This is a genomic window from Kribbella sp. NPDC051770 (assembly GCF_040681455.1).
Classification (GTDB): domain Bacteria; phylum Actinomycetota; class Actinomycetes; order Propionibacteriales; family Kribbellaceae; genus Kribbella.
The window spans coordinates 91,270-112,908 of the sequence record NZ_JBFAYT010000005.1 but is presented as its reverse complement, the minus strand read 5'-3'; the positions used below and the strand labels follow the sequence as shown (position 1 = coordinate 112,908).

The window sequence follows — 21,639 nt, the reverse complement described above, 5'->3', positions numbered from 1 at the left end:
ACATCCGCCGACCGCATTCCGTGCCGATTCAGGCACGCAAAGCGATCAATTGGTTGAAGCTGGTCGGACCTAGACCTGGCCGGGGAACGCCGCCGGCTTCCCGCCCCAGCTGAGCTGCTCGCGCGAGCTCGCGATCAGCGCCTGGATCGCGAAGACCCGGGTCCGGTCCTGCTCGGCGGCCTCGACCAAATCGCCGTAGACGGCCGCCAGCCGGCGCTCAATGCCGAGCACGAGGGCTGCCGCGGTCGCTGCGTTGGTGACCGGGCCCGGCAGGTCGTACGCCGGCTCGGCCGCGGCCGGGGTCTGGTCGCTCTCGATCAGCATCTCGGCCAGCTGGTCGCGCCGGGACCGGTGCCGCTCGTACAGCGTGGTCGCCGCGCTGAACCGGGCGCCGGACAGCTTGCCGCCGGCCACGCCGACGCCGTACAGCGCCGCGTGCTCCCCGGCGATCGCTGCCTGCAGGGCTTCGAGCTCGGTCACGCGGAGGCCTTCTTCTTCGGAGTCAGTACGGCGGCCAGCTGGCTCTCGGAGGCGGCGATCATCGCCATCGCCCGGGCGGCTTCGCCGCTCAGCTTCCCGGCCGCGGTGGCGTGGGCGACGGACAGTCGCTGCTCCCGCGCGGCCAGGTCGGCCAGCACGGCGGTCGTGGTCTTCGGGAGCGCCGGGAGCTTGCCGGGCTGCGGCGGGTCGAAGTCGCCCAGCTCCTTGAGCTTGGCGACGTGCGCGGCGTGGCTCTGGACCGCCGGCGCCAGCTGGGCGCGCAGCGCGGGCAGGGCCTGACCGGCGGCGCTGACTCGCAGCGCCAGCTGCTCGACCTGGGTCGCCGCGACCGTCAGAGCGGCCACGACCGCCGGGTCGGTGCTGGGGGCAGGAGGCTGGACCGCGCCGTCCGGGCCCTTCGAGGCGTCCGGCGTACCGGTGGCGGGCTTGTCGTCGTCGCAGCCAGTGGCCAGAACGGAGGCACCCGCCACTGCCGCGACCGTCCGCAGGGCAGCACGGCGCGACAGGAGAAAGGGGACGTGCGGCATGCCGGAAACCCTAACTGCTCGTGAGCTCGGTCGAGCCGTTGGTCAGGACAACCGCCCGGGCCGGATAAGGTTGGCTACTGCCCTGCGGATCGGGGCACAACGGGTGCACAACTGGAGAGAGGCAGGTTTACCTGTGAGCCGAAAGACCGACCACACGGACACCACGAGCCTCGAGAACTTCCTCCGGCCGATCGTCGCGCAGTTCGGCTGCGACCTGGAGGACGCCGAGATCACCCCGGCCGGCAAGCGCCGGCTGCTGCGGGTGCTGGTCGACCGCGACGGCGGGATCAGCCTGGACGACGTCGCCGACGTCACCCGCGCGATCTCCAAGGCGCTGGACGCCGACGACATCATCGGCGGCGGCGCGTACACCCTGGAGGTCTCCAGCCCCGGCGTCGACCGGCCGCTCACGCAGCCGCGGCACTGGCGGCGCAACCTCACCCGGCTGGTCGCGGTCACGCTGGTCAGCGGCGACAAGTTCACCGGCCGGGTCAGCACGGTCTCCGAGGAGACCGCCGAGCTGGACGTGAAGGGCCGGACCCGCACGGTGACGTTCGCCGACGTGGCCAAGGCCAAGGTCCAGATCGAGTTCAACCGGCCGGCCGGCAAAGACGAAGTAGCCCTGGAAGACCACGAAGACGAAGACGCCGGCGCTGCTGACGGCACGGTGGAGGAGAACTGATGGACATCGACATGGCCGTCCTGCGCTCGCTGGAGCGGGAGAAGGACATCGCCTTCGACGTCGTGGTGGAGGCGATCGAGCAGGCCCTGCTGGTCGCGTACCACCGGACCGAGGGCGCCCAGCAGCACGCCCGTGCGGAGCTGGACCGCAAGACCGGGCACGTCTCGGTGCTGGCCCGTGAGCTCGACGACGAGGGCAACCTGGTCCGCGAGTACGACGACACCCCGGCCGACTTCGGCCGGATCGCGGCCACCACCGCCAAGCAGGTCATCCTGCAGCGGCTGCGCGACGCCGAGGACGAGGTGCGCTACGGCGAGTTCTCCGGCAAGGAGGGCGACATCGTGTCCGGCATCGTCCAGCAGGGCCGCGACCCGCGGTCGGTGATGGTCGACCTGGGCAAGATCGAGGCCGTGCTGCCGGCGCCGGAGCAGGTGCCGGGGGAGAAGTACGAGCACGGTTCGCGGCTTCGGGTCTACGTGGTCGGCGTCCGCAAGGGCTTCAAGGGTCCGCAGATCACCGTCTCGCGCACGCACCCGAACCTGGTCAAGAAGCTGTTCGCGCTGGAGGTGCCGGAGATCGCCGACGGCACCGTCGAGATCACCGCGATCGCCCGCGAGGCCGGCCACCGGACCAAGATCGCGGTCCGGACGCTGAACCCGTCGGTGAACGGCAAGGGGGCCTGCATCGGCCCGATGGGCCAGCGGGTGCGCAACATCATGCATGAGCTGCACGGTGAGAAGATCGACATCATCGACCACAGCGACGACCCGGCGACCTTCGTCGGGAATGCGCTCTCGCCGGCGCAGGTTTCCTCGGTGGAGGTCGTGGACGCCGCCGCGCGCGCCGCGCGGGTCGTCGTACCGGACTACCAGCTGTCGCTGGCGATCGGCAAGGAGGGGCAGAACGCCCGCCTGGCCGCCCGCCTGACCGGGTGGCGGATCGACATCCGGCCGGATACTGATGTGACTCGTGGGGACGAGAAGGTAGACTGATCTCTCGGTCGGTCGACTGAGTCGCAACCACACCCTGAGGAACTGTGCCAAGAACTGCAGACGCGCGCCCTGAGAAGCTCCGGGAGCGCACCTGTATCGGGTGCCGGAAGCGGGACAGTCCGACCGGTCTGCTGCGGATGACGGTGTCCGGAGGACTTGTCCTCCCGGACCCCGCGCATCGAGCACCCGGCCGTGGGGCGCACTTGCACCCGGTGACCGGGTGCCTCGACCTCGCCGAGCGGCGCAAGGCGTTCCCACGGGCCTTCCGGGTCCCGGGACCGCTTGACCTGACCCTCGTGCGGGCACAGGTCGGGGAGCAGTGAGAAAATGAGCACCACCAAGTGCGGCCGCCCGGCCGCCCACGGCAAGACTTGCCGTGAAGACATGAAGGCGGGTCATCGACTCATGACCACTCGATGAGTGTCGAACGATGAGTGCAATGCGATGAGCACGTACGTCAACTAACGGTCCGCGCCCCAGGCTCGGACCAGAGGGAGAGTAGTGGCAAAGGTCCGGGTCTACGAGCTCGCGAAAGAGCTCGGAGTTACCAGCAAGGTCGTCCTGACCAGGCTGAACGACATGGGAGAGTTCGTCCGATCGGCGTCTTCGACGATCGAGGCACCCGTAGTCCGTAGGTTGGCGGAGGAGTTCGAGAAGAACCCGCCGAAGAAGCGCGCGGCCAAGAAGGCCGCCGCCAGCACGTCCGCCGCGCCGCAGGCGACCGCTCCGGTCACCCCGGCGGAGCCCGCCGCGAAGAAGGCAGCCCCTGCCCCCGTGGCACCCGCCGAGCGCGCTGCCGCGCCGGCCGCCGAGGCCGCTCCGGCCCCGGCCGCGCCGAAGGCTCCCGAGGTCTCCGCCCCCGCGGCGGAAGCTCCGGCTGCCCCGGCGACCGAGGCTCCGGCCGCCGCGCCTGCTGCCCGTGCGGGTGGCGACAGCGCTGCCGCCGCGCCCGCTCCGGGCACGTCGGCTCGCCCTGGTCCTCGCCCCGGCCCGCGGCCTGGTCCGCGGACCGAGAGCGCTCCGGCCGCCGGCCGGGACGACTCCGGCAGCGGTTCGGCCGCTCCCGCGTTCGAGGCTCCGGCCGCGAGCGCGGCGCCGGTGGCGTCGACCGAGCAGGCAGCCACCAGCCGGCCGTCGGCCGGTCAGGCGGCAGCCGGTCAGCCGACCCAGGAGTCGGCGGCCGAGGCTCCGGCGGCGCGCGCGCCGCGTCCGGCCGAGGACTCCCGTCCGGGCCCCCGTCCCGGTACGCCGGGCGCCGGTCCGCGTCCGGGTTCGGCTCCCCGTCCGGGTGGCTCGAGCTCCGCGCCGCGTCCCGGTGGTGCCCCCCGTCCGGGTGGCGCTCCGCGTCCCGGCGGCGGTCGTCCGGGTGGACCCGCGGCCGGTGGCCCCGGTGGTCCCCGTCCGGGTGCTCCGCGTCCGGGCAACAACCCGTTCAGCTCGACCCAGGGCATGCAGCGCGGTGGCGCCCGTCCGGGTCAGGGCGGTGGCGGTTCGCAGGCACCGGCGGGCGCGAGCCCGGCCGGCATGCCGCCGCGCCCGCCGCAGGCCCGCAGCGGCGGTAACGACCGCCCGCGTCCGGGCGGCGTACCGGGTGCTCCCCGGCCGAACCCGGCGATGATGCCGAAGTCCTCGGCCGGAACGTTCACCGGTCGCCCGTCCGCTCCGGCGGGTGGCGGCGGCGGTGGCCGTGGCCGCCCCGGTGGCGGCGGTCCGGGTGGACCGGGTGCCGGTCCGCGCGGTGGCGGCGGTGGCGGTGGCGGCGGTTTCCGTCCCGGTGGTGGCCCGAGCGGTCCCCCCGGTGGTGGCGGCGGTCGTCCGGGCCCGGGCAACCGGGGCCGGGGCGGGACGCAGGGTGCCTTCGGGCGTCCGGGCGGTCCGGCCCGTCGTGGTCGCAAGTCCAAGCGCGCGAAGCGCCAGGAGTTCGACAACATGCAGGCTCCGGCCGTCGGCGGCGTCCGCGTCCGGCACGGTAACGGCGAGGTCGTCAAGCTCGCCCGCGGTGCCTCGCTGACGGACTTCGCCGAGAAGGTCGGCGCGGACCCGGCGTCGCTGGTGCAGGTGCTGTTCCACCTCGGTGAGATGGTGACCGCGACCCAGTCGGTCAACGAGGAGACCCTGCAGCTGCTCGGCACCGAGCTCGAGTACGACGTGCAGATCGTGTCCCCGGAGGACGAGGACCGCGAGCTGCTGCAGTCGTTCGACATCGACTTCGGGACCAACGAGGGCGACGAGGGCGACCTGGTCAAGCGGCCGCCGGTGGTGACCGTGATGGGTCACGTCGACCACGGTAAGACCAAGCTGCTGGACGCGGTCCGCGAAGCCAACGTGGTCGCCAAGGAAGCCGGTGGCATCACCCAGCACATCGGTGCCTACCAGGTGACCACCGAGGTCGACGGCGTGCAGCGCGCGATCACCTTCGTCGACACCCCGGGTCACGAGGCGTTCACCGCCATGCGGGCCCGTGGTGCGCAGGCCACCGACATCGTCATCCTGGTGGTCGCGGCCGACGACGGCGTGATGCCGCAGACGATCGAGGCGCTGAACCACGCCCGCGCGGCCGGTGTGCCGATCGTGGTCGCGGTCAACAAGATCGACGTCCCGGCGGCGGACCCGACCAAGGTGCGCGGTCAGCTGACCGAGTACGGCCTGGTCCCCGAGGAGTACGGCGGCGACACGATGTTCGTCGACGTCTCGGCGAAGTCCCGGATCAACATCGACGGGCTGCTCGAGAGTGTCGTGCTGACCGCGGACGCGGCGCTCGACCTGCGGGCCAACCCGAACATGCCGGCCCAGGGCATCGCGATCGAGGCGAACCTCGACAAGGGCCGTGGTCCGGTGGCGACCGTGCTGGTGCAGCGCGGAACGCTGCGGGTCGGCGACTCGATGGTCGCGGGTCCGGCGTACGGACGCGTGCGGGCGATGCTGGACGAGCACGGCGACCCGGTCGAAGAGGCCACGCCGTCGCGTCCGGTCCTGGTCCTCGGTCTGACCGCGGTCCCGGGCGCCGGCGACAAGTTCCTGGTCGTCGACGACGACCGGATGGCTCGCCAGATCGCCGAGAAGCGGGAAGCCCGGGCTCGTGCCGCGGCCAACGCGAAGCGGCGCGCGCGTCGTACCCTCGAGGACTTCATGGCCTCGATGGAGAAGGGCGAGACGCAGGAACTGCTGCTCATCCTGAAGGGCGACGTGTCCGGTTCGGTCGAGGCGCTGGAAGACGCGCTGGTCCGGATCGAGATCGACGACGAGGTCAACCTCCGGGTGATCGACCGCGGCGTCGGCGCGATCAACGAGAACGACGTCAACCTGGCGATGGCCTCGAACGCGGTCATCATCGGCTTCAACGTGCGGCCGGCCGGCAAGGCCGGCGACGTGGCCGAGCGCGAGGGTGTCGACATCCGGTACTACTCGGTGATCTACTCCGCGATCGACGACATCGAGGCGGCCCTGAAGGGCATGCTGAAGCCGATCTACGAGGAGGTCGTGCTCGGCCAGGCGGAGATCCGCGAGATCTTCCGCTCCTCGAAGGTCGGAAACATCGCCGGTTGCTGGGTGACCAGTGGGCTGGTCCGCCGCAACGCCAAGATGCGGTTGATCCGCGACGGTGCGGTGATCGTCGACAACGGCGAGCTGTCGTCGCTGAAGAGGTTCAAGGACGACGCGTCCGAGGTCCGCGAGGGCTTCGAGTGCGGTCTGACGGTGAACAACTTCAACGACATCAAGATCGGCGACATCGTCGAGTCGTTCGAGCTGCGCGAGAAGCCGCGCAACTGACACTGAGCGGTCCGCCGGGATCCATCGGTCCCGGCGGACGGCTCGCGGAGTAACGTCCGGAGCGGCGGCCACGCGTCGCCGCTCCGGACGTTACGCATGAATGAGGGAGTGAGCCCGGATGGGTGAAGCAAGGGCGAAGCAGCTGGCCGACCGGATCCAGGTCCTGGTCGCGGAACTGCTCGAGCGCCGGGTCAAGGACCCGCGGCTGGGCTTCGTGACCGTGACGGATGCCAAGCTGACCGCCGACCTCGGTGAGGCCAGCGTCTTCTACACGGTGTACGGCGACGAGCAGGAGCGGGCCTCGACGGCGGCCGCGCTGGAGTCGGCCCGCGGGCTGATCCGCAGCGAGGTCGGCAAGGCGCTCGGTCTGCGCCGGGCGCCGAGCGTCGCGTTCTACCTGGACGCCGTCCCGGAGACGGCCGGCCAGATCGAGGAGCTGCTGGCCAAAGCCCGCGAGGCCGACGCCGAGGTGGCCAAGGCCGCCGCGGGGGCCAAGCCGGCCGGTGAGGCCGACCCGTACAAGCGCCGCGAGGACGATGACGACGACGAGTGAACCGATCGTTGCCGACGGCATCGTTGTCGTCGACAAGCCGGCCGGGCTGACCTCGCACACCGTGGTCGCGCGGGTCCGGCGGCTGGCCGGCACCCGCAAGGTCGGGCACGCCGGAACGCTCGACCCGATGGCCACCGGCGTCCTGGTGGTCGGGGTGAACCGGGCGACCCGGCTGCTCGGTCACCTGCAGCTCGCCGACAAGTCGTACGACGCGACGATGCTGCTCGGCGCCACCACCACGACCGACGACGCCGAGGGCGAGCTGCTCACGCAGGCCTCGCCCGAGGCGCTCGCGGCGGTGACCGAGGCGGCGATCGAGGCTGAGCTGCCGGCCTTCCGGGGCGAGATCTCGCAGATCCCGTCGAAGGTGTCGGCGATCAAGGTCGACGGCAAGCGCGCGTACGAGCGGGTCCGGGCCGGCGAGGAGATCGAGCTCAAGCCGCGCAGCGTCACGATCAGCCGGTACGACGTACTGGCGGTCCGCCGGGGCGAGCAGGGCGTCGAGGTGGACATCTCGGTGGACTGTTCCAGCGGGACGTACATCCGGGCGCTCGCTCGGGACCTCGGCGCTCGGCTGGGCGTCGGGGGGCATCTGACGGCGCTGCGGCGGACGCGGGTCGGTGGGTTCGGGCTGACGGCGGCCCACACGCTGGAGGAGCTCGGGGAGCAGTTCGCGCTGCTGCCGATCGCTGATGTGGCGGCGGAGACGTTCCCGCGGTTCGACGCGGATGCTGAGCAAGAGGCGGCGATCCGGACCGGGCGACCGTTGGCCGGGTTGAAGCTGTCGGCGGGGGAGACGGCGATGTTCGCGCCGGACGGGACGTTCCTGGCGCTGTACAGCGCGCAGGGGCCGCTGGCCAAGCCGAGCGCAGTGTTCGTCGGCTAGCTGCTTGTCGCGGTGCTCGCGGGCCGGCTGACCGTTCCGGCCGTGCCGTCGACAGTGGTTCGTTCGCCGTCGGTGAGCTCGGTCGTCGCGGCGGCGACGCCCAGTACCGCGGGGATGTGTTGCTCGCGTGCCACGATTGCCGCGTGCGAGAGGCGGCCGCCGACCTCGGTGACCACCGCCGCGACGACGCTGAACAGCGGCGTCCAGGCCGGGTCGGTGAAGCGGCAGATCAGCACGTCGCCGCGGCGGACCCGGTGGAAGTCGTCGGGGCCGTGGACGATCCGGGCCGGGCCGGTCGCCGTACCGGCGCTGCCTGGGGTGCCTCTCAGCATGGGCATCCTTTCAACAGAATGTTGACAACGATCTGTTGATGATGGACCGTTCGGGAGTGCAAAGCAACGATCACGAGCAGGCCGGGCGGGAGACGCTGGCCCGGCAGACGCTGCTCGACCGCGGCGCGGACGGGCTCGACCGGCGGCCCTGGCAGCCTGCGCCGATTCCGCCGTCGGCTGTCGACCTGATCCAGTTCTTCCTGTGGAAGGGCGACGAGAAGGAGGCGGCGCTGGCCGCGCTGCAGCTGTTGCCGGCGGCGCGGGCGGAGATCGATCAGCTGGAGACCGGGTTGTTGTTCGCGGCGCGCGGGCTGGGGTTGACGTGGGCGCAGATGGCGCAGGCGCTCGGGCTGAACTCGCCGCAGGCGTCGCAGCAGCGGCTGGACCGGCTGCTGAGCCGCACGGACAAGCCGACCGAGGAGCAGCCGCCGGCGGACGGCGGACCCGGGGGAGCGCGCTCATGAGCCGCGCTTCCACGCAGGAGCTGCTGGTGCTGCACGCCGTACGGCTGAAGGGGATGGCCGACGACAAAGCCGTGGCGGCTCGGTTCCTGCTCGACCAGGCGACGGTGAGTGAGCTGCTGCTGGACTACCAGGCCTACGGCTGGGTGTCCTGGAGCGAGTTCGCCGGAACGCGGGGCTGGTCGCTCACACCTGCCGGGCGGGTGGAGAACGAGCGGCAGCTCGCCGCCGAGCGCGGCGACGCAGGTGTGCTGCGCGAGGTCTACCAGGAGTTCCTGCCGCTCAACGCGCGCCTCCAGCAAGCCTGTACGGAGTGGCAGCTGCGGCCGTCCGAGGACGACCCGATGGCGTTCAACGACCACACCGACCCGGCGTGGGACGCGCGCGTGGTGAAGGCGCTGACGGCGCTCAGCCTGCGGCTGGATGAGCTGGTGCAGCGGTTGTCCGGCGTACTGGATCGGATGGGTGGGTACGACCTGCGGTTCGCGGCGGCGCTCGGCAAGGTCCCGCGCGACCCCACCTGGGTCGACGGCAGCGGCAAGGACTCCTGCCACACGGTCTGGTTCGAGCTGCACGAGGACCTGATCGCGACCCTCGGGGTCGAACGCGGTCAGTAGGCTGGAGCTGTGCGTTCCCGACCTACGTTGAGCTGGACTCCCGGTCCTGAGGTGCTCGCGCTCGCCCCCGGTACGGCGGACCTCGCGCCGGTGATCGACGCGGTCGCGTCCGGGGGAGTCGTCGTCCTGTCCGGCGCGGGGCTCTCGACCGAGTCCGGCATCCCGGACTACCGGGGAGCGAGCGGGAGCCTGCGGACGCACACCCCGATGACGTACGGCGACTTCGTCGGCAGCGAGGCGGGCCGCCAGCGGTACTGGGCGCGCAGCCACCTCGGCTGGCGGACCATCGCCCGCGCCGACCCGAACGCCGGGCACCAGGCGGTCGCGACCCTGCAGGCGCGCGGGTACGTGAGCGGTGTGATCACCCAGAACGTGGACGGCCTGCACCAGGCCGCCGGCGCCCGCGACGTGATCGAGCTGCACGGGAACCTGGACCGCGTGATCTGCCTGGACTGCGGCGACACCAGCCCGCGCGAGGAGCTGGACCGGCGGTTCCGCGCGGCGAACCCGGACTTCGAGGGTGAGGCGCTGCGGATCAACCCCGACGGCGACGTCGACCTGCCGGAGGAGACGGTCCGCGAGTTCCGGCTGGTGCCGTGCCGCAACTGCGGCTCGGCGCTGCTGAAGCCGGACGTGGTGTTCTTCGGGGAGAACGTGCCGAAGCCGCGGGTCGACCGGTGCTACCAGCTGATCGACGCGGCCGAGTCGATGCTGGTCCTGGGCTCGTCCCTGACCGTGATGTCCGGTTTCCGTTTCGTCCGGTACGCCGCGAAGGCGGGCAAGCCGGTGCTGATCATCAACCACGGCATCACCAGGGGAGACCCGCTCGCGACGCACCGCGTGGACCTGCCGCTGGGCGCGGCGCTGACCGAGCTGACCAACGCGCTGGGCTGAACAAAGCGCCGGGCCGGCTCACGCGTGAAGTGAGCCGGCCCGGCGTCCGCCGTACGGATTGGAAAGGGTCAGCGTTGCGCGCCGGTCCGTAGGCGGTTCAGGTGGGCCTGGTAGCCCTCCGGCAGGCTGGTCTTCGCGGCCTTGCTGCTCAGCTCGCGCGCCTGCCGCGCGAACCCGGCCTGTTCGTCCGCGCTCACCGTCTGCGGTGCGCCGGACAGCTTCTTGTAGGTCAGCGACGCGACGCCGGCCTGACCCTCGAACCGCGGGTGGTAGTTGAAGGCGCGGAGCAGGTTCACGTCCTTGCCCTGGATCCAGGCCTGGCCGTCGGGAGCGCAGGCGTCGTGCCCGGTGGACGGCCCGAAGGTGTCCAGGTACTGCGCGCCGGCCGCCTTCGCCGCGTTCGCGACGGCCTTGTTCAGCTCCTGCTCGATCGAGTACAGGTAGCCGTAGTCGCCGTCGGCGAACGGCAGGATGTCGGGGCAGGTGCCCTTCTCCGGCGCGATCTTCGGGTACCCGATCAGGACCACGGTGGCCTTCGGCGACTTCACCTTGATCGCCTTGGCGACCTCGGTGATCCGGCCCTGGGTCTTGGCGATGTCGGCCTTCAGGGTGTCGACGCCGTCGACGGTGAAGTGGGCCTTGCAGGGCGCGCCCTTGCTGTCGCTGTCACGCAGCTTGGGGCAGGTGTCGATGATCCGGCCGAAGACGCCGAAGTCGTTGCCGCCGATCCCGAGCGTGACCAGATCGGTGTCCTTGGTCAGCGCGTTGAACTGCGGGGCCGCGACGCCGAGCGGGGTGCTCTGCGACTGGGTCATGTTCGTGGTGTCGGCGCCGCCGCAGCTGACGTCGGTGACGTTCCAGATGTGCAGCATCCCGGCGAGCAGCTTCGGGTAGTTGCTGGTCGAGCGCAGGCAGCCCAGCGAGAGCAGCTCCGGCAGCGGGACCAAGGGAGCGGAGGTGTAGGAGTCACCGAGCGCGACGTACTTGGTGTACGCCGCCTTCGGCGGGGCCGGCGGCCGGTCCGGGGCGGCGGCCTCGGCGGGTCCGGTGACGGACAGCGCGCCGAGGGTGGCCAGCGCGGTGAACGCGGCGACTGCACGGAAATGCTTCACGTGACCTCCGGGGAAGGGACAGTGCGGCCCACAGTAAGTTGAGTGACGGGGCGATTACAAGGGGTGACCGGGGACCTGGTGCAACGGCCCGCGGGGATTCGTGGAATCCTTGCGCCTATGCGTGTCTGGCACGGTTTGGACGAGGTGGGCCCTGACTACGGTCCGTCGGTCGTCACCATCGGCAACTTCGACGGCGTGCACCGCGGCCACCAGGAGGTGCTGGCGCACGCGCGAGCGCGGGCCGAGCGGCTCGGTGGGCTGCCGGTGGTCGCCCTGACCTTCAACCCGCACCCGATGGCGGTGCTGCGGCCCGACAAGGCGCCCGCGACGATCAGCGACCCCGAGGAGCGGGCCAAGCTGCTCGGCGCCGCGGGGGCCGACGCGGTGCTGATCCTGCCGTTCGACAAGGAGACGTCGAACTGGTCGCCGCAGGAGTTCATCGACCGGGTCCTGGTCGGGACGCTGCACGTCAGGGCGGTCGTGGTCGGCGAGAACTTCCGCTTCGGCCACAAGGCCGCCGGGCACGTCGACACCCTGGTCGAGGCCGGCGCGACCGCCGGGTTCGAGGTCGAGGGGCTGCAGCTGCGCGGTGACGAGCAGCCGTGGTCGTCGACGTACATCCGCGGGCTGATCGCGGCCGGTGACGTCGAGCAGGCCGCGGTCGCGCTCGGCCGCCCGCTGCGCGTCACCGGCACCGTGGTCGAGGGCGACAAGCGCGGCCGCGAGCTCGGCTACCCGACGGCGAACATCCCGGCCGAGGCCGGCTACGCGATCCCGCTCGACGGCGTGTACGCCGGTTGGCTGCGGGTGCTCGACCCGGCGCCCGGCGCCCCGGCGTACGAGCAGCCCTTCCCGGCCGCGATCAGCGTCGGCAGCAACCCGACCTTCGACGGGATCGACCGGCGGGTGGAGTCCTACGTGCTCGACCGCGACGACCTGGAGCTGTACGGGTCGCGGATCGCGGTCGACTTCGTGGCCCGGCTGCGCGGCTCGCAGATCCGCTTCGACACCATCGAGGCGCTGCTGGTGCAGATGAAGACCGACGTCGACCAGGCCCGGCAGCTGCTCAGCGGTGACACCCCGGAGCAGGGCTGATTCGCACCCGTTGTCCACAGGCTGATACTCTGGGCGCTGCCGTCTGAACGGCCGCGGATCGAGAGTGCCCGGGTGACAAAAGCCCCGGTGCGCCGCGCAACGGACATCGAGAGGATCAATAGTGTCGTCTGCCAATCCTGAGGCGAAGAAGAAGATCATCGGCGAGTACGCCCTGACCGAGGGCGACACCGGTTCCCCCGAGGTCCAGGTCGCGCTGCTCACGCACCGCATCGCCGACCTGACCGAGCACCTGAAGGAGCACAAGCACGACCACCACAGCCGTCGTGGTCTGCTCCTCCTGGTCGGTCAGCGCCGCCGGCTGCTGAACTACCTGGCGAAGAAGGACATCAACCGTTACCGCTCCCTGATCGAGCGGCTCGGTCTGCGCCGATGACGTCGTGAGAAGCGGCCACCGCACTCCGGTGGCCGCTTCTCGCGTATCCGTGCCCGGGACCCGGGCCCGGCACAACTGAACAGCTAAACGACAACGAGACGACGCGACCCGCGTACCGGGACGACGACCGGTCCTCGGTAGTGGCCTTCGGGAGCGAAATCCCCCGCGGGCCTCGATCGAAGACCGGCACACCCCCGGAGCCCGCGCCTCACGTCGTCTCAGAGTGAGAGAGGGGTATCCCGTGACGGGATCCACCACCGCGCCCATGGAGGGCGCTCAGTACGCCGAAGCCGTGATCGACAACGGCAGCTTCGGCACCCGCACCATCCGCTTCGAGACGGGCCGGCTGGCCCAGCAGGCGGCCGGCTCGGCCGCCGCCTACCTCGACGGCGACACCATGGTGCTCTCGGCCACCACGGCCAGCAAGAAGCCCAAGGACCAGTTCGACTTCTTCCCGCTGACGGTGGACGTCGAGGAGCGGATGTACGCCGCCGGCCGCATCCCGGGCTCGTTCTTCCGTCGTGAGGGCCGACCGTCGGAGGAAGCCATCCTGACCTGCCGGCTGATCGACCGCCCGCTGCGGCCGTCGTTCGTCTCCGGCCTGCGCAACGAGATCCAGGTCGTCATCACCGTCCTGGCCCTGAACCCGGACAAGCTGTACGACGTGCTGGCGATCAACGCCGCGTCGATGTCCACCCAGATCGCCGGGCTGCCGTTCTCGGGCCCGATCGGCGCCACCCGCGTCGCCCTGATCGACAAGCAGTGGGTGGCCTTCCCGACCCACACCGAGCTCGAGGACGCCGTCTTCGACATGGTGGTCGCGGGTCGCGTCACCGACTCCGGTGACGTCGCGATCATGATGGTCGAGGCCGAGTCCACCCCGGGCACCTTCGACGCCGTTGCCGCCGGCAAGCAGGCGCCGACCGAGGAGATCGTGGCCGAGGGCCTCGAGGCCTCGAAGGGCTTCATCAAGACCCTGGTCGAGGCGCAGGCCGCGCTGGCCGCCGCCGCGTCCAAGCCGACCGGTGAGTTCCCGGTGTTCCCGGACTACCAGGACGACGCGTTCGCCGCCGTCGAGGCCGCCGCCACCGACGAGCTGTCGCAGGCGCTGACCATCGCCGGCAAGCACGACCGCGAGGAGGCCACCGACGCCGTCAAGGCCGCCGTGGTCGACAAGCTGGCCGCCGACTTCGAGGGCCGCGAGAAGGAGCTGTCCGCGGCGTTCCGCTCGCTGACCAAGAAGCTGGTCCGGCAGCGCGTGCTCAAGGACAAGATCCGCATCGACGGCCGCGGGCTGGCCGACATCCGGCCGCTCAAGGCGCAGGTCAAGGTGCTCCCGCGGGTGCACGGCTCGGCGCTGTTCGAGCGCGGCGAGACCCAGATCATGGGTGTCACCACGCTGAACATGCTCCGGATGGAGCAGCAGCTGGACACGCTCTCCCCGGAGACGCGCAAGCGCTACATGCACAACTACAACTTCCCGCCGTACTCGACCGGTGAGACCGGCCGGGTCGGTTCGCCGAAGCGTCGCGAGATCGGCCACGGTGCTCTCGCCGAGCGCGCGCTGGTTCCGGTGCTGCCGTCGCGCGAGGACTTCCCGTACGCGCTGCGTCAGGTCTCCGAGGCGCTGGGCTCGAACGGCTCGACCTCGATGGGTTCGGTCTGCGCCTCGACGCTGTCGCTGCTGTCGGCCGGTGTGCCGCTGAAGGCGCCGGTCGCGGGTATCGCGATGGGCCTCATCTCCGGTGAGGTCAACGGCGAGACCGAGTACGTCGCGCTGACCGACATCCTGGGCGCGGAGGACGCGTTCGGCGACATGGACTTCAAGGTCGCCGGCACCAAGGACTTCGTCACCGCCCTGCAGCTGGACACCAAGCTGGACGGCATCCCGGCCAGCGTCCTGGCCGGTGCGCTGACCCAGGCCAAGGAAGCCCGCCTGACCATCCTGGACGTGATGTCGAAGGCCATCGACGCACCGGGTGAGATGAGCGAGTTCGCGCCGCGGGTCATCTCGGTGAAGGTCCCGGTGGACAAGATCGGAGAGGTCATCGGCCCGAAGGGCAAGATGATCAACCAGATCACCGACGAGACCGGTGCCGACATCTCCATCGAGGACGACGGCACGGTGTACATCGGTGCGACGGACGGCCCCTCGGCCGACGCGGCGCGCGCGATGATCAACGCGATCGCCAACCCGACCATGCCGGAGAAGGGCGAGCGCTACCTGGGCACGGTCGTGAAGACGACCAACTTCGGGGCGTTCATCAGCCTGCTGCCGGGCAAGGACGGTCTGCTGCACATCTCGAAGCTGCGGCCGCTGGCCGGTGGCAAGCGGGTCGAGGCCGTCGAGGACATCCTCTCGGTCGGCCAGAAGCTGCAGGTCGAGATCGCCGAGATCGACGACCGGGGCAAGCTGTCGCTGATCCCGGTGATCGAGGGCGAAGAGGGCGCGAAGGCCGACGACAAGGCCGACGACAACGAGGCCGCTGCCGCCGAGTGAGTCGAGCCGCCACCAGCACGTTGCTGAGCCCGGAGGAGGGCGGTCCGGTCAAACGGACCGTCCTGCCCTCCGGGCTCCGCGTGCTCTCCCAGTCCGTACCGGGCTTCCGCTCGGTCACCTTCGGCGTCTGGGTCGGGGTCGGTTCGCGCGACGAACCGGTGCAGCTGTCCGGCGCCACGCACTTCCTCGAGCACCTGCTGTTCAAGGGCACCGAACGCCGCGACGCGCTGGAGATCTCCGCGTCGCTGGACGCGGTCGGCGGGGAGATGAACGCCTTCACCGGCAAGGAGTACACCTGCTACTACGCGCGGGTGCTGGACTCCGACCTCCCGCTGGCCGTCGACGTGATCTGCGACATGATCACCTCGGCGACGCTGACGCCGGAGGACGTGGAGTCCGAGCGTGACGTGATCGACGAGGAGATCGCGATGCACGCCGACGAGACCTCCGACCACATCCACGACCTGTTCGCCGAGCAGCTGTGGGGCCCGACCCCGCTCGGCCGCTCCATCACCGGTACGCCGGAGTCGGTGGCCGGGCTGACCCGCCGCCAGGTGATCGGCTGGTACCGGCGCCGCTACCGCCCGGAGAACATCGTCGTCTCGGTGGCCGGCAACGTGGAGCACGCGGACGTCGTTCGCCTGGTCCGCAAGGCGTTCGAGCGGCACTGGGTCACCGGCGAGGCGGAGCCCGCTCCGGTGCGCAAGGGGTCGGGTCGCCGGCTCCCGACGTACGGGGGAGTGCAGGTGCACCACCGCGACGTCGAGCAGGCACACCTGGTGCTCGGCATGCCCGGCCTGGTCCGCAACGACGACCGCCGGTACGTCGCCGGCGTGCTGCACGGAATCGTCGGCGGCGGCATGTCGTCGCGGCTGTTCCAGGAGGTCCGCGAGAAGCGCGGCCTGGCGTACTCGGTGTTCACCTTCGGTTCGGCGTACGCCGACTCCGGCATGGTCGGCGTGTACGCCGGCTGCCTGCCGAAGAAGGCGCCCGAGGTGCTGGACGTGATCCGGGGCGAGCTGGAGACGATCGCGGCCGGCGGCATCACGCCCGACGAACTGCTCCGCGGCAAGGGCCAGATGCGCGGCTCGGTGGTGATGGGCATGGAGGACACCGGCGCCAAGATGACCCGGATCGCGAAGGCCGAGCTCGTCTACGGCGAGCTGCCGACCGTCGACGAGATCCTGGACCGGATCGACGCCGTCACCCTCGACGACGTGCACCAGCTGGCCACCGAGCTGTACGCCGGGACGCCGGCCCTGACCGTGATGGGCCCGTTCGACGAGTCCACCACGGCGTTCGACCTCTGATCAGGCGAGCGGCGGCAGGTCCCGCACGACGGCCGCGTACTCCGGGCCCTTCTTGATCAGCCCGCTGTCCAGGTGGAACTTCAGCGCGATGTCGTACGGCCCCCGCTCGACGGCGGGGGACGCCGGCACCTCCTTGGCCAGGATCGGCACCAGCGCGTCGAGCGCGGCCGGGTTGCTGTCCTTGAGGTAGGCGCCGAGCAGCGCCCGGGCCTTCTTCGGGTCGCCGTGGATGTCGTCCAGCGCCCGCTGCATCGCGCGCTGGAACCCGGCCAGCTCGTCGTGCTTGCGGTCGAGCAGCTTCTTGGTGCTGAACACGACGCCGTGCAGTGCACCGCGCAGACTCGGGACGTCGCCACGGGCAGGCGAGATGTACACGCTGCCGACCTTGGCCGCGGCGGCCTGCTGCGCGATCGGCTGGAAGAACGCGAGCGCGTCCACCCGGCGCGACTTCAGCGCACCGATCGCCGACGTGGTCGCGCTGCCGAGATTCACCAGGGTCGAGTCGGTGGTCGCGTTCCGCCCGATGCTGCGGAACAGGTAGGTGACCAGCGCCTCGGTCCCACTCGCCGGTCCGGTGATCCCGATCGACTTGCCGACCAGCGCGGCGATCTTCTGCTCGATCGGGGCGGAGTCGGTCGGTCCGCGAAACCACGGCGGGACCACGATGTCGACGTAGTACTCGGTGACCAGGCTGGACACGATCCGCATCCCCTCGTCGATCTTGCCCAGGTTGAAGGCGTCGGTGATGACGCCCGCGCCCAGGTCGACGCTGCCGGACTTGAGCGCCGCCGCGACCTTCGCGCCGGTGCCCAGCCGCGGCCGGTCGCCGAGCGTGATGCCCTCCTGGGTGAAGTAGCCGTTCTTCTCGGCGACGAACAGCGGCAGGAACGCGACCGAGTTGCTGATCTGGCCGATGTTCAGCACGCCGGGCGGCGTGGTCGAGTGGCGTTGCGCGCAGCCGCCCGCGGCCAGCACGACCGGTACGGCGGCCAGCCCCTTGAGGACGCTCCGGCGTCCGAGCCGCTCAGTCATCGATCGGCTTCCAGCGGTTGACGCGCTTGCCGACCAGCCCGACCAGGACGTTCAGCACGCCGGCGATGACGCTCAGCACCACCAGCGTCGCGAACACGCCCGCGGTGTCGAACTGCGACGCGGCGTCGTTGATCAGGTAGCCCAGGCCGCGGTTGGACGCGACCAGCTCACCGATCACCGCGCCGATCAGCGCGTACGGGATCGCGACCTTGAGCCCGGTCAGGACCCCGGTCATCGACGACGGCAGGACCACCCGGCGGGCGACGTCCCAGCGGGTGCCACCCATCAGCCGGACCGCGTCGATCAGGCCGCGGTCGACGTCGCGGACGCCGGCCGCGGTGTTCAGGAAGACCAGGAAGAACACGGTCGCGGCGGCCAGCAGCACCTTCATGTGCATGCCGATGCCGAACCAGACGATGAACAGCGGCGCCAGCGCGACCTTCGGGATCGAGTACAGCGCCATCACGAACGGGTCGAGCACCCGGTACACGAAGCTCAGCGACGCGAGCACGAACCCGGCCAGCGCTCCGGCGGCGGCCCCGAGCAGGAAGCCGTAGACGATCTCCTGGATGGTGATCCACGAGTTCGACCAGAGCGTACCGTCACCGCTCCACTCGCCGAGCCGCTGCACGATGTCGCTCGGCCGGCTGATGAAGGTGATGTCGATCCACCGGTCGGCCGCGAGCTCCCACAGCACGAGGACGGCGACGACGATGGCCACCCGGACGAGCCAGACGGTCGTGGTGATGCCGTGCCGCTGCCACCAGGTCCGCGGTACGGCGATCCGGACCGGGCCGTGGCCCAAGTCCTCAGCTGGGCTGTGGTCGACTCGGGTGGCGCTCATCGCGTCCCCTCCTTCAGCGCCGCCGCCAGCTCGGCGTGCAGCGCGACGAACCGTGGGTCGACGCGCACCTCGTCGACAGGCCGCGGCCGGTCCAGGTCGACCGGCCGGTCGAGCAGGATGCGGCCGAGCCGGCCGAGCACGATCACCCGGTCGCCGAGCAGCAGCGCCTCCTCGATGTCGTGCGTCACGAACACCACCGTCTGGCCGCTGCCCTGCCAGAGCGTGAGCAGCTCCTCCTGCAGCTCGGTCCGCAGCTGCGCGTCGAGCGCGCCGAACGGCTCGTCCAGCAGCAGCGTCTCGGGCGAACCGGCCAGCATCCGGGCGAGGCTGGCCCGGCGCCGCATGCCGCCGGACAGCTCGCGCGGGTAGTGCTTCTCGAAGCCGGCCAGGCCGACCCGGCGTACCAGCTCGCTCGCGACCTGCTTGCGTTTGGCGGCCGGGACACCCTGGATCTCCAGCGGCATCTCGACGTTGCGCAGTACGTCGCGCCACGGCATCAACGTGTCGGACTGGGTGAGATAGCCGATCTCGACGTCCGGCCCGTCGAGCAGCTTGTCGCGGTATCGCACGCCGCCCTGGCTCGGCCGGGTCAGACCGGCCAGCAGGTTGAGCATCGTCGACTTGCCGCAACCACTGCGACCGAGCACGGAGACGAAGCTGCCCTCCTCGATGCTCAGCGAGAAGTCCCGCAGCGCGACGACGGCCTCGTCGTCCTTCTGGAACTGCTGACCCAGCCCGTCTGCCTGCAGTACGGCGGTCATGCCCGTGCCTCGTCCTCGGCACGTAGCCCGTAGGCGTCGTAGCTCAGCTCACCGGCGGCCCAGCGCCGGCGCAGCCCGTCCTCCTTGGCCAGCCGCTCGCGGACCGCCACCAGCAGGCTGTCCACATCGGCTGCCGCGACGACGGTCGCGCCGTCGTCGTCCAGGACGACGATGTCGCCGGGGTTGATGACCGTCCCGCCGATCGTCACCGGTACGTCGATACTGCCGCGCTCGTTCTTCGTCGCGCCCCGCGACCGCCGCCAGCGCGCCCACACCGGTACGTCGAACGTCGCCAGATCGGCGCTGTCCCGTACCGACGCATCAACCAGTACGCCGGCCGCCTGACGAGCCACCGCCTGCGTCGCCAGCAGGTCGCCGACGAGCGCGACCGGCGCCGCCTCGGGCATCGTCGCGACCAGGATCTCCCCGGCCTGCAGGTGGGACATCGCCTCGTGCACCGCGCGGTTGTCGTCCTGGCCGCACAACGCGATCCGCGCCGGACCGGCCGCACTGCGACCGGGCGCGATCGGGATCCAGTCGACGTCGAGCAGCCCGCGCCGCCCGTACGCCTCGTACACGGTGGCCACGCCGGCCTCGGCCAGCTCCTGGCAGACCTTGCTGTCGACGCTCACAGCGCCCCCACCACGTTCGGGACCAGGCGCTGGAACGCCTCGGCCTGGCGGATCGCGGAGTTGCCGGTCACCTTGCGGGCGTGGTTCCCGCGGTGCTCGGCGCGCTGCGCGTAGTACTCCTGCAGGTACTGCTGGGCGGCCATGTGCTGCATCGCCTCCACCTTCTGGCCGAAGACGGCCGTGATGTCCACGAAGACGCTGGGGACGAACCCGCACAGCTCCGGCTGGTGCGGCTCGAAGGCCAGGAACTCGGTCGGCGGCGCGGTCTTGAAACCGCTGGCGACACCGGCGCCCGACGTGAGCAGGCGGGCTCGCGCGACGGCGGCGTGCGCGGCCGGGTGATCGGGGTTGAACGGGTCCTTGTCCGGGTGGGTCAGTACGACGTGCGGCGCGAAGTCGCGCAGCAGCTCGACCAGCCGGTCGTTCGCCTCCGGACCGACCTCCAGCGGGTAGTCGCCGAGGTCGAGCGCGTGGAAGTCGGCCCCGACGGCCGCGGCCGCCTTGGTCGCCTCCTCGTGCCGGATCCGCTTCACGTTGGCCTCGGTCTGGCCCTCGGTCTTCCACAGCTCGCCGGACTCGCCGCGTTCGCCGTACGAGAGGGCGACGACCAGGGCCGAGCCCCCGGCTGTGGTGTGTGCGGCGACCGCGCCCGCCGAGCGCCAGACGAAGTCCGCGCTGTGCGCGCCGACCACGAGCATCCTTCGTTCGTTCATCCTCGGGAACCTGCCGTCAGGTCGGGGGCCGCCGCACTGGCGGACCTGTGGTGGGAAGGGGCGTCCGGCAACGGTGGTGCGCCGACCAGCCAGCGGCTGTTGTGGACGGCCATCGTGCGGATCTCGTCGTCGCTGAAACCGGCGGCCAGCAGCTTGTCCGCACAGAGCGCGAGACCGTGCTCGACGGGTGGGTTGAAGGGCTGGCCCAGGTCGCTGGACAGCACGGAGTTCTCCGGGCCGGCGTCGCGGATGTTGCCGAACCACAGGTCCCAGGCCACCTTGCCGGTGTACGGCGTGGTCAGGCAGCGCTCGAGCAGCGCGCCCTTCTCGGCCAGGTCACGCTGGCGGTCCAGGCCGATCCGCTGCGAGGTGAACTCGGGGTGCGTGATGACGATCCGCCGGACCCCCTCCTCGACGGCGGCGTCGACCACCCGGATCGACTCGTCCTGGTGCAGGTGACCGGTGGCCAGCGCCATGTCGTGCTTCGCGATCAGCCGCAGTACCTGATGCATCGGCTGGTTGACCGTGCCGTCGGGGTCGAGCACCTCGACCGGCTCGGCGGCCATCCCGGCCGCGCGCAGGTCGTCCTGCAGCTGCGCCCACATCGGGGGAGTGGCGCCCTCGGGCTCGGTCGCCTGGCAGTGCCGCTGGTTCGAGCTGTCCACGGTCGGCAGCCAGACCACCTTCGCGCCGCCGCGACCGGCGATCTCGACGGCGATCGGGTTCAGGCCGCCGACCGACGCGTTCAGCGTGATCGCTCCGACCGCGTCGATCCCGGGGTGGGCCCGGCGGACGACGGCGGCCCGCTCGGTGGTCGGGACGTAGTGGGACTTCAGCACGAACCCGGCCAGCCCCTCGGCGGCGAACCGGTCGGCCAGCGTGACGTCGTCGATCAGCCGGCGCATCACGTCCGGGGCCACGTGGATGTGTACGTCGTACGCGCCGCGGACCAGCAGCCGGGCATGGTCGGACGGACGCGGATGCTCGCTCATGTCGCTCCTCTGCAGCCAAGATTTTCGCCTAAATTGTT

The 21,639-nt window shown here is 71.0% G+C and carries 23 protein-coding genes; 13 read left to right on the top strand and 10 right to left on the bottom strand.

The window, feature by feature from the left end:
- Positions 1-69: 69 nt before the first annotated feature.
- Positions 70-480, bottom strand: a complete 411-nt coding sequence (locus AB0M01_RS18335) for a ferritin-like domain-containing protein (RefSeq protein WP_363670814.1) — start codon at positions 478-480, stop codon at positions 70-72.
- Positions 477-1,028 (bottom strand): cell division protein FtsK, encoded by a 552-nt coding sequence (locus tag AB0M01_RS18330; RefSeq protein WP_363670813.1) that lies wholly within the window; start codon positions 1,026-1,028, stop codon positions 477-479. The genes AB0M01_RS18335 and AB0M01_RS18330 overlap by 4 nt, the downstream gene beginning before the upstream one ends.
- Before the next feature lie 133 nt (positions 1,029-1,161).
- Between AB0M01_RS18330 and rimP the strand changes: the two genes are divergently transcribed.
- The 6 genes from rimP to truB all read left to right on the top strand — a co-directional run bounded on the left by rimP (position 1,162) and on the right by truB (position 7,912).
- Positions 1,162-1,710 (top strand): ribosome maturation factor RimP, encoded by a 549-nt coding sequence (rimP, locus tag AB0M01_RS18325; RefSeq protein ID WP_363670811.1) that lies wholly within the window; start codon positions 1,162-1,164, stop codon positions 1,708-1,710.
- Entirely contained in the window at positions 1,710-2,702 is a 993-nt protein-coding gene (gene nusA, locus AB0M01_RS18320) for a transcription termination factor NusA (RefSeq protein WP_363670809.1), read from the top strand. The genes rimP and nusA overlap by 1 nt, the downstream gene beginning before the upstream one ends.
- Before the next feature lie 44 nt (positions 2,703-2,746).
- Positions 2,747-3,025: a YlxR family protein gene (locus tag AB0M01_RS18315; RefSeq protein WP_363670807.1), complete on the top strand. Its 279-nt coding sequence runs from the start codon at positions 2,747-2,749 to the stop codon at positions 3,023-3,025.
- Positions 3,026-3,203: 178 nt separating this feature from the next.
- Positions 3,204-6,473, top strand: coding sequence for a translation initiation factor IF-2 (infB, locus tag AB0M01_RS18310; RefSeq protein ID WP_363670806.1), 3,270 nt, complete (start codon positions 3,204-3,206; stop codon positions 6,471-6,473).
- Positions 6,474-6,591: 118 nt separating this feature from the next.
- Positions 6,592-7,026, top strand: coding sequence for a 30S ribosome-binding factor RbfA (gene rbfA, locus AB0M01_RS18305; RefSeq protein ID WP_363670804.1), 435 nt, complete (start codon positions 6,592-6,594; stop codon positions 7,024-7,026).
- A complete protein-coding gene (gene truB / locus AB0M01_RS18300; RefSeq protein WP_363670802.1) occupies positions 7,010-7,912 on the top strand; it encodes a tRNA pseudouridine(55) synthase TruB in 903 nt (300 codons plus the stop codon). The genes rbfA and truB overlap by 17 nt, the downstream gene beginning before the upstream one ends.
- On the opposite strand, the gene AB0M01_RS18295 is transcribed toward truB, so the two are convergent.
- The gene (locus AB0M01_RS18295; protein ID WP_363670800.1) at positions 7,909-8,244 is read right to left on the bottom strand and encodes a PEP-utilizing enzyme; all 336 of its coding nucleotides are present in this window, start codon (positions 8,242-8,244) and stop codon (positions 7,909-7,911) included. The genes truB and AB0M01_RS18295 overlap by 4 nt on opposite strands.
- A gap of 56 nt (positions 8,245-8,300) precedes the next feature.
- Here AB0M01_RS18295 and AB0M01_RS18290 point away from each other — a divergent pair, with 56 nt between their 5' ends.
- Genes AB0M01_RS18290 through AB0M01_RS18280 form a run of 3 tightly spaced genes read left to right on the top strand, consistent with a single transcriptional unit; the run spans position 8,301 to position 10,216 of the window.
- Positions 8,301-8,708 (top strand): hypothetical protein, encoded by a 408-nt coding sequence (locus AB0M01_RS18290; protein ID WP_363670798.1) that lies wholly within the window; start codon positions 8,301-8,303, stop codon positions 8,706-8,708.
- On the top strand, positions 8,705-9,322 hold the full coding sequence (locus tag AB0M01_RS18285) for a transcriptional regulator (protein ID WP_363670796.1): 618 nt from the start codon (positions 8,705-8,707) through the stop codon (positions 9,320-9,322). Before AB0M01_RS18290 ends, AB0M01_RS18285 begins: the two co-directional genes overlap by 4 nt.
- A gap of 9 nt (positions 9,323-9,331) precedes the next feature.
- The gene (locus AB0M01_RS18280) at positions 9,332-10,216 is read left to right on the top strand and encodes an NAD-dependent protein deacetylase (RefSeq protein ID WP_363670793.1); all 885 of its coding nucleotides are present in this window, start codon (positions 9,332-9,334) and stop codon (positions 10,214-10,216) included.
- A gap of 68 nt (positions 10,217-10,284) precedes the next feature.
- On the opposite strand, the gene AB0M01_RS18275 is transcribed toward AB0M01_RS18280, so the two are convergent.
- Positions 10,285-11,328 carry an SGNH/GDSL hydrolase family protein gene (locus tag AB0M01_RS18275; protein WP_363670791.1) on the bottom strand — a complete coding sequence of 348 codons (1,044 nt, stop codon included), beginning with the start codon at positions 11,326-11,328 and terminating at the stop codon, positions 10,285-10,287.
- 117 nt (positions 11,329-11,445) lie between these two features.
- On the opposite strand from AB0M01_RS18275, the gene AB0M01_RS18270 reads away from it, so the two are divergent.
- The 4 genes from AB0M01_RS18270 to AB0M01_RS18255 all read left to right on the top strand — a co-directional run bounded on the left by AB0M01_RS18270 (position 11,446) and on the right by AB0M01_RS18255 (position 16,627).
- Positions 11,446-12,423: a bifunctional riboflavin kinase/FAD synthetase gene (locus AB0M01_RS18270; protein ID WP_363670789.1), complete on the top strand. Its 978-nt coding sequence runs from the start codon at positions 11,446-11,448 to the stop codon at positions 12,421-12,423.
- Between the two features lie 121 nt (positions 12,424-12,544).
- The gene (rpsO, locus tag AB0M01_RS18265; protein ID WP_012920573.1) at positions 12,545-12,817 is read left to right on the top strand and encodes a 30S ribosomal protein S15; all 273 of its coding nucleotides are present in this window, start codon (positions 12,545-12,547) and stop codon (positions 12,815-12,817) included.
- A gap of 265 nt (positions 12,818-13,082) precedes the next feature.
- Positions 13,083-15,317 (top strand): polyribonucleotide nucleotidyltransferase, encoded by a 2,235-nt coding sequence (locus AB0M01_RS18260; protein WP_363671582.1) that lies wholly within the window; start codon positions 13,083-13,085, stop codon positions 15,315-15,317.
- Entirely contained in the window at positions 15,314-16,627 is a 1,314-nt protein-coding gene (locus AB0M01_RS18255; protein ID WP_363670787.1) for a pitrilysin family protein, read from the top strand. The genes AB0M01_RS18260 and AB0M01_RS18255 overlap by 4 nt, the downstream gene beginning before the upstream one ends.
- On the opposite strand, the gene AB0M01_RS18250 is transcribed toward AB0M01_RS18255, so the two are convergent.
- From AB0M01_RS18250 to AB0M01_RS18225, 6 genes are read right to left on the bottom strand one after another with little or no spacing between them, the layout of a single operon-like run.
- Complete coding sequence (locus AB0M01_RS18250) at positions 16,628-17,659, bottom strand: ABC transporter substrate-binding protein (protein ID WP_363670785.1); 1,032 nt, start codon at positions 17,657-17,659, stop codon at positions 16,628-16,630.
- Complete coding sequence (locus AB0M01_RS18245) at positions 17,652-18,503, bottom strand: ABC transporter permease (protein WP_363670783.1); 852 nt, start codon at positions 18,501-18,503, stop codon at positions 17,652-17,654. Before AB0M01_RS18245 ends, AB0M01_RS18250 begins: the two co-directional genes overlap by 8 nt.
- Positions 18,500-19,264 carry an ABC transporter ATP-binding protein gene (locus tag AB0M01_RS18240; protein ID WP_363670781.1) on the bottom strand — a complete coding sequence of 255 codons (765 nt, stop codon included), beginning with the start codon at positions 19,262-19,264 and terminating at the stop codon, positions 18,500-18,502. Before AB0M01_RS18240 ends, AB0M01_RS18245 begins: the two co-directional genes overlap by 4 nt.
- The gene (locus tag AB0M01_RS18235; RefSeq protein WP_363670779.1) at positions 19,261-19,896 is read right to left on the bottom strand and encodes a 4-carboxy-4-hydroxy-2-oxoadipate aldolase/oxaloacetate decarboxylase; all 636 of its coding nucleotides are present in this window, start codon (positions 19,894-19,896) and stop codon (positions 19,261-19,263) included. The genes AB0M01_RS18240 and AB0M01_RS18235 overlap by 4 nt, the downstream gene beginning before the upstream one ends.
- A complete protein-coding gene (locus tag AB0M01_RS18230; protein WP_363670777.1) occupies positions 19,893-20,609 on the bottom strand; it encodes a PIG-L deacetylase family protein in 717 nt (238 codons plus the stop codon). Before AB0M01_RS18230 ends, AB0M01_RS18235 begins: the two co-directional genes overlap by 4 nt.
- Positions 20,606-21,601, bottom strand: coding sequence for a DUF6282 family protein (locus AB0M01_RS18225; protein WP_363670775.1), 996 nt, complete (start codon positions 21,599-21,601; stop codon positions 20,606-20,608). Before AB0M01_RS18225 ends, AB0M01_RS18230 begins: the two co-directional genes overlap by 4 nt.
- Positions 21,602-21,639: the final 38 nt, after the last annotated feature.

Excerpts from the sequence above, each read along its gene's own strand:
- AB0M01_RS18250 (WP_363670785.1), bottom strand. The coding sequence starts at position 17,659 with ATGACTGAGCGGCTCGGACGCCGGAGCGTCCTCAAGGGGCTGGCCGCC.
- AB0M01_RS18295 (WP_363670800.1), bottom strand. The coding sequence starts at position 8,244 with ATGCTGAGAGGCACCCCAGGCAGCGCCGGTACGGCGACCGGCCCGGCC.
- AB0M01_RS18330 (WP_363670813.1), bottom strand. The coding sequence starts at position 1,028 with ATGCCGCACGTCCCCTTTCTCCTGTCGCGCCGTGCTGCCCTGCGGACG.
- nusA (WP_363670809.1), top strand. The coding sequence starts at position 1,710 with ATGGACATCGACATGGCCGTCCTGCGCTCGCTGGAGCGGGAGAAGGAC.
- AB0M01_RS18285 (WP_363670796.1), top strand. The coding sequence starts at position 8,705 with ATGAGCCGCGCTTCCACGCAGGAGCTGCTGGTGCTGCACGCCGTACGG.
- AB0M01_RS18270 (WP_363670789.1), top strand. The coding sequence starts at position 11,446 with ATGCGTGTCTGGCACGGTTTGGACGAGGTGGGCCCTGACTACGGTCCG.
- AB0M01_RS18245 (WP_363670783.1), bottom strand. The coding sequence starts at position 18,503 with ATGAGCGCCACCCGAGTCGACCACAGCCCAGCTGAGGACTTGGGCCAC.
- rbfA (WP_363670804.1), top strand. The coding sequence starts at position 6,592 with ATGGGTGAAGCAAGGGCGAAGCAGCTGGCCGACCGGATCCAGGTCCTG.
- truB (WP_363670802.1), top strand. The coding sequence starts at position 7,010 with ATGACGACGACGAGTGAACCGATCGTTGCCGACGGCATCGTTGTCGTC.
- AB0M01_RS18260 (WP_363671582.1), top strand. The coding sequence starts at position 13,083 with ATGGAGGGCGCTCAGTACGCCGAAGCCGTGATCGACAACGGCAGCTTC.
- AB0M01_RS18230 (WP_363670777.1), bottom strand. The coding sequence starts at position 20,609 with ATGAACGAACGAAGGATGCTCGTGGTCGGCGCGCACAGCGCGGACTTC.
- AB0M01_RS18225 (WP_363670775.1), bottom strand. The coding sequence starts at position 21,601 with ATGAGCGAGCATCCGCGTCCGTCCGACCATGCCCGGCTGCTGGTCCGC.
- AB0M01_RS18240 (WP_363670781.1), bottom strand. The coding sequence starts at position 19,264 with ATGACCGCCGTACTGCAGGCAGACGGGCTGGGTCAGCAGTTCCAGAAG.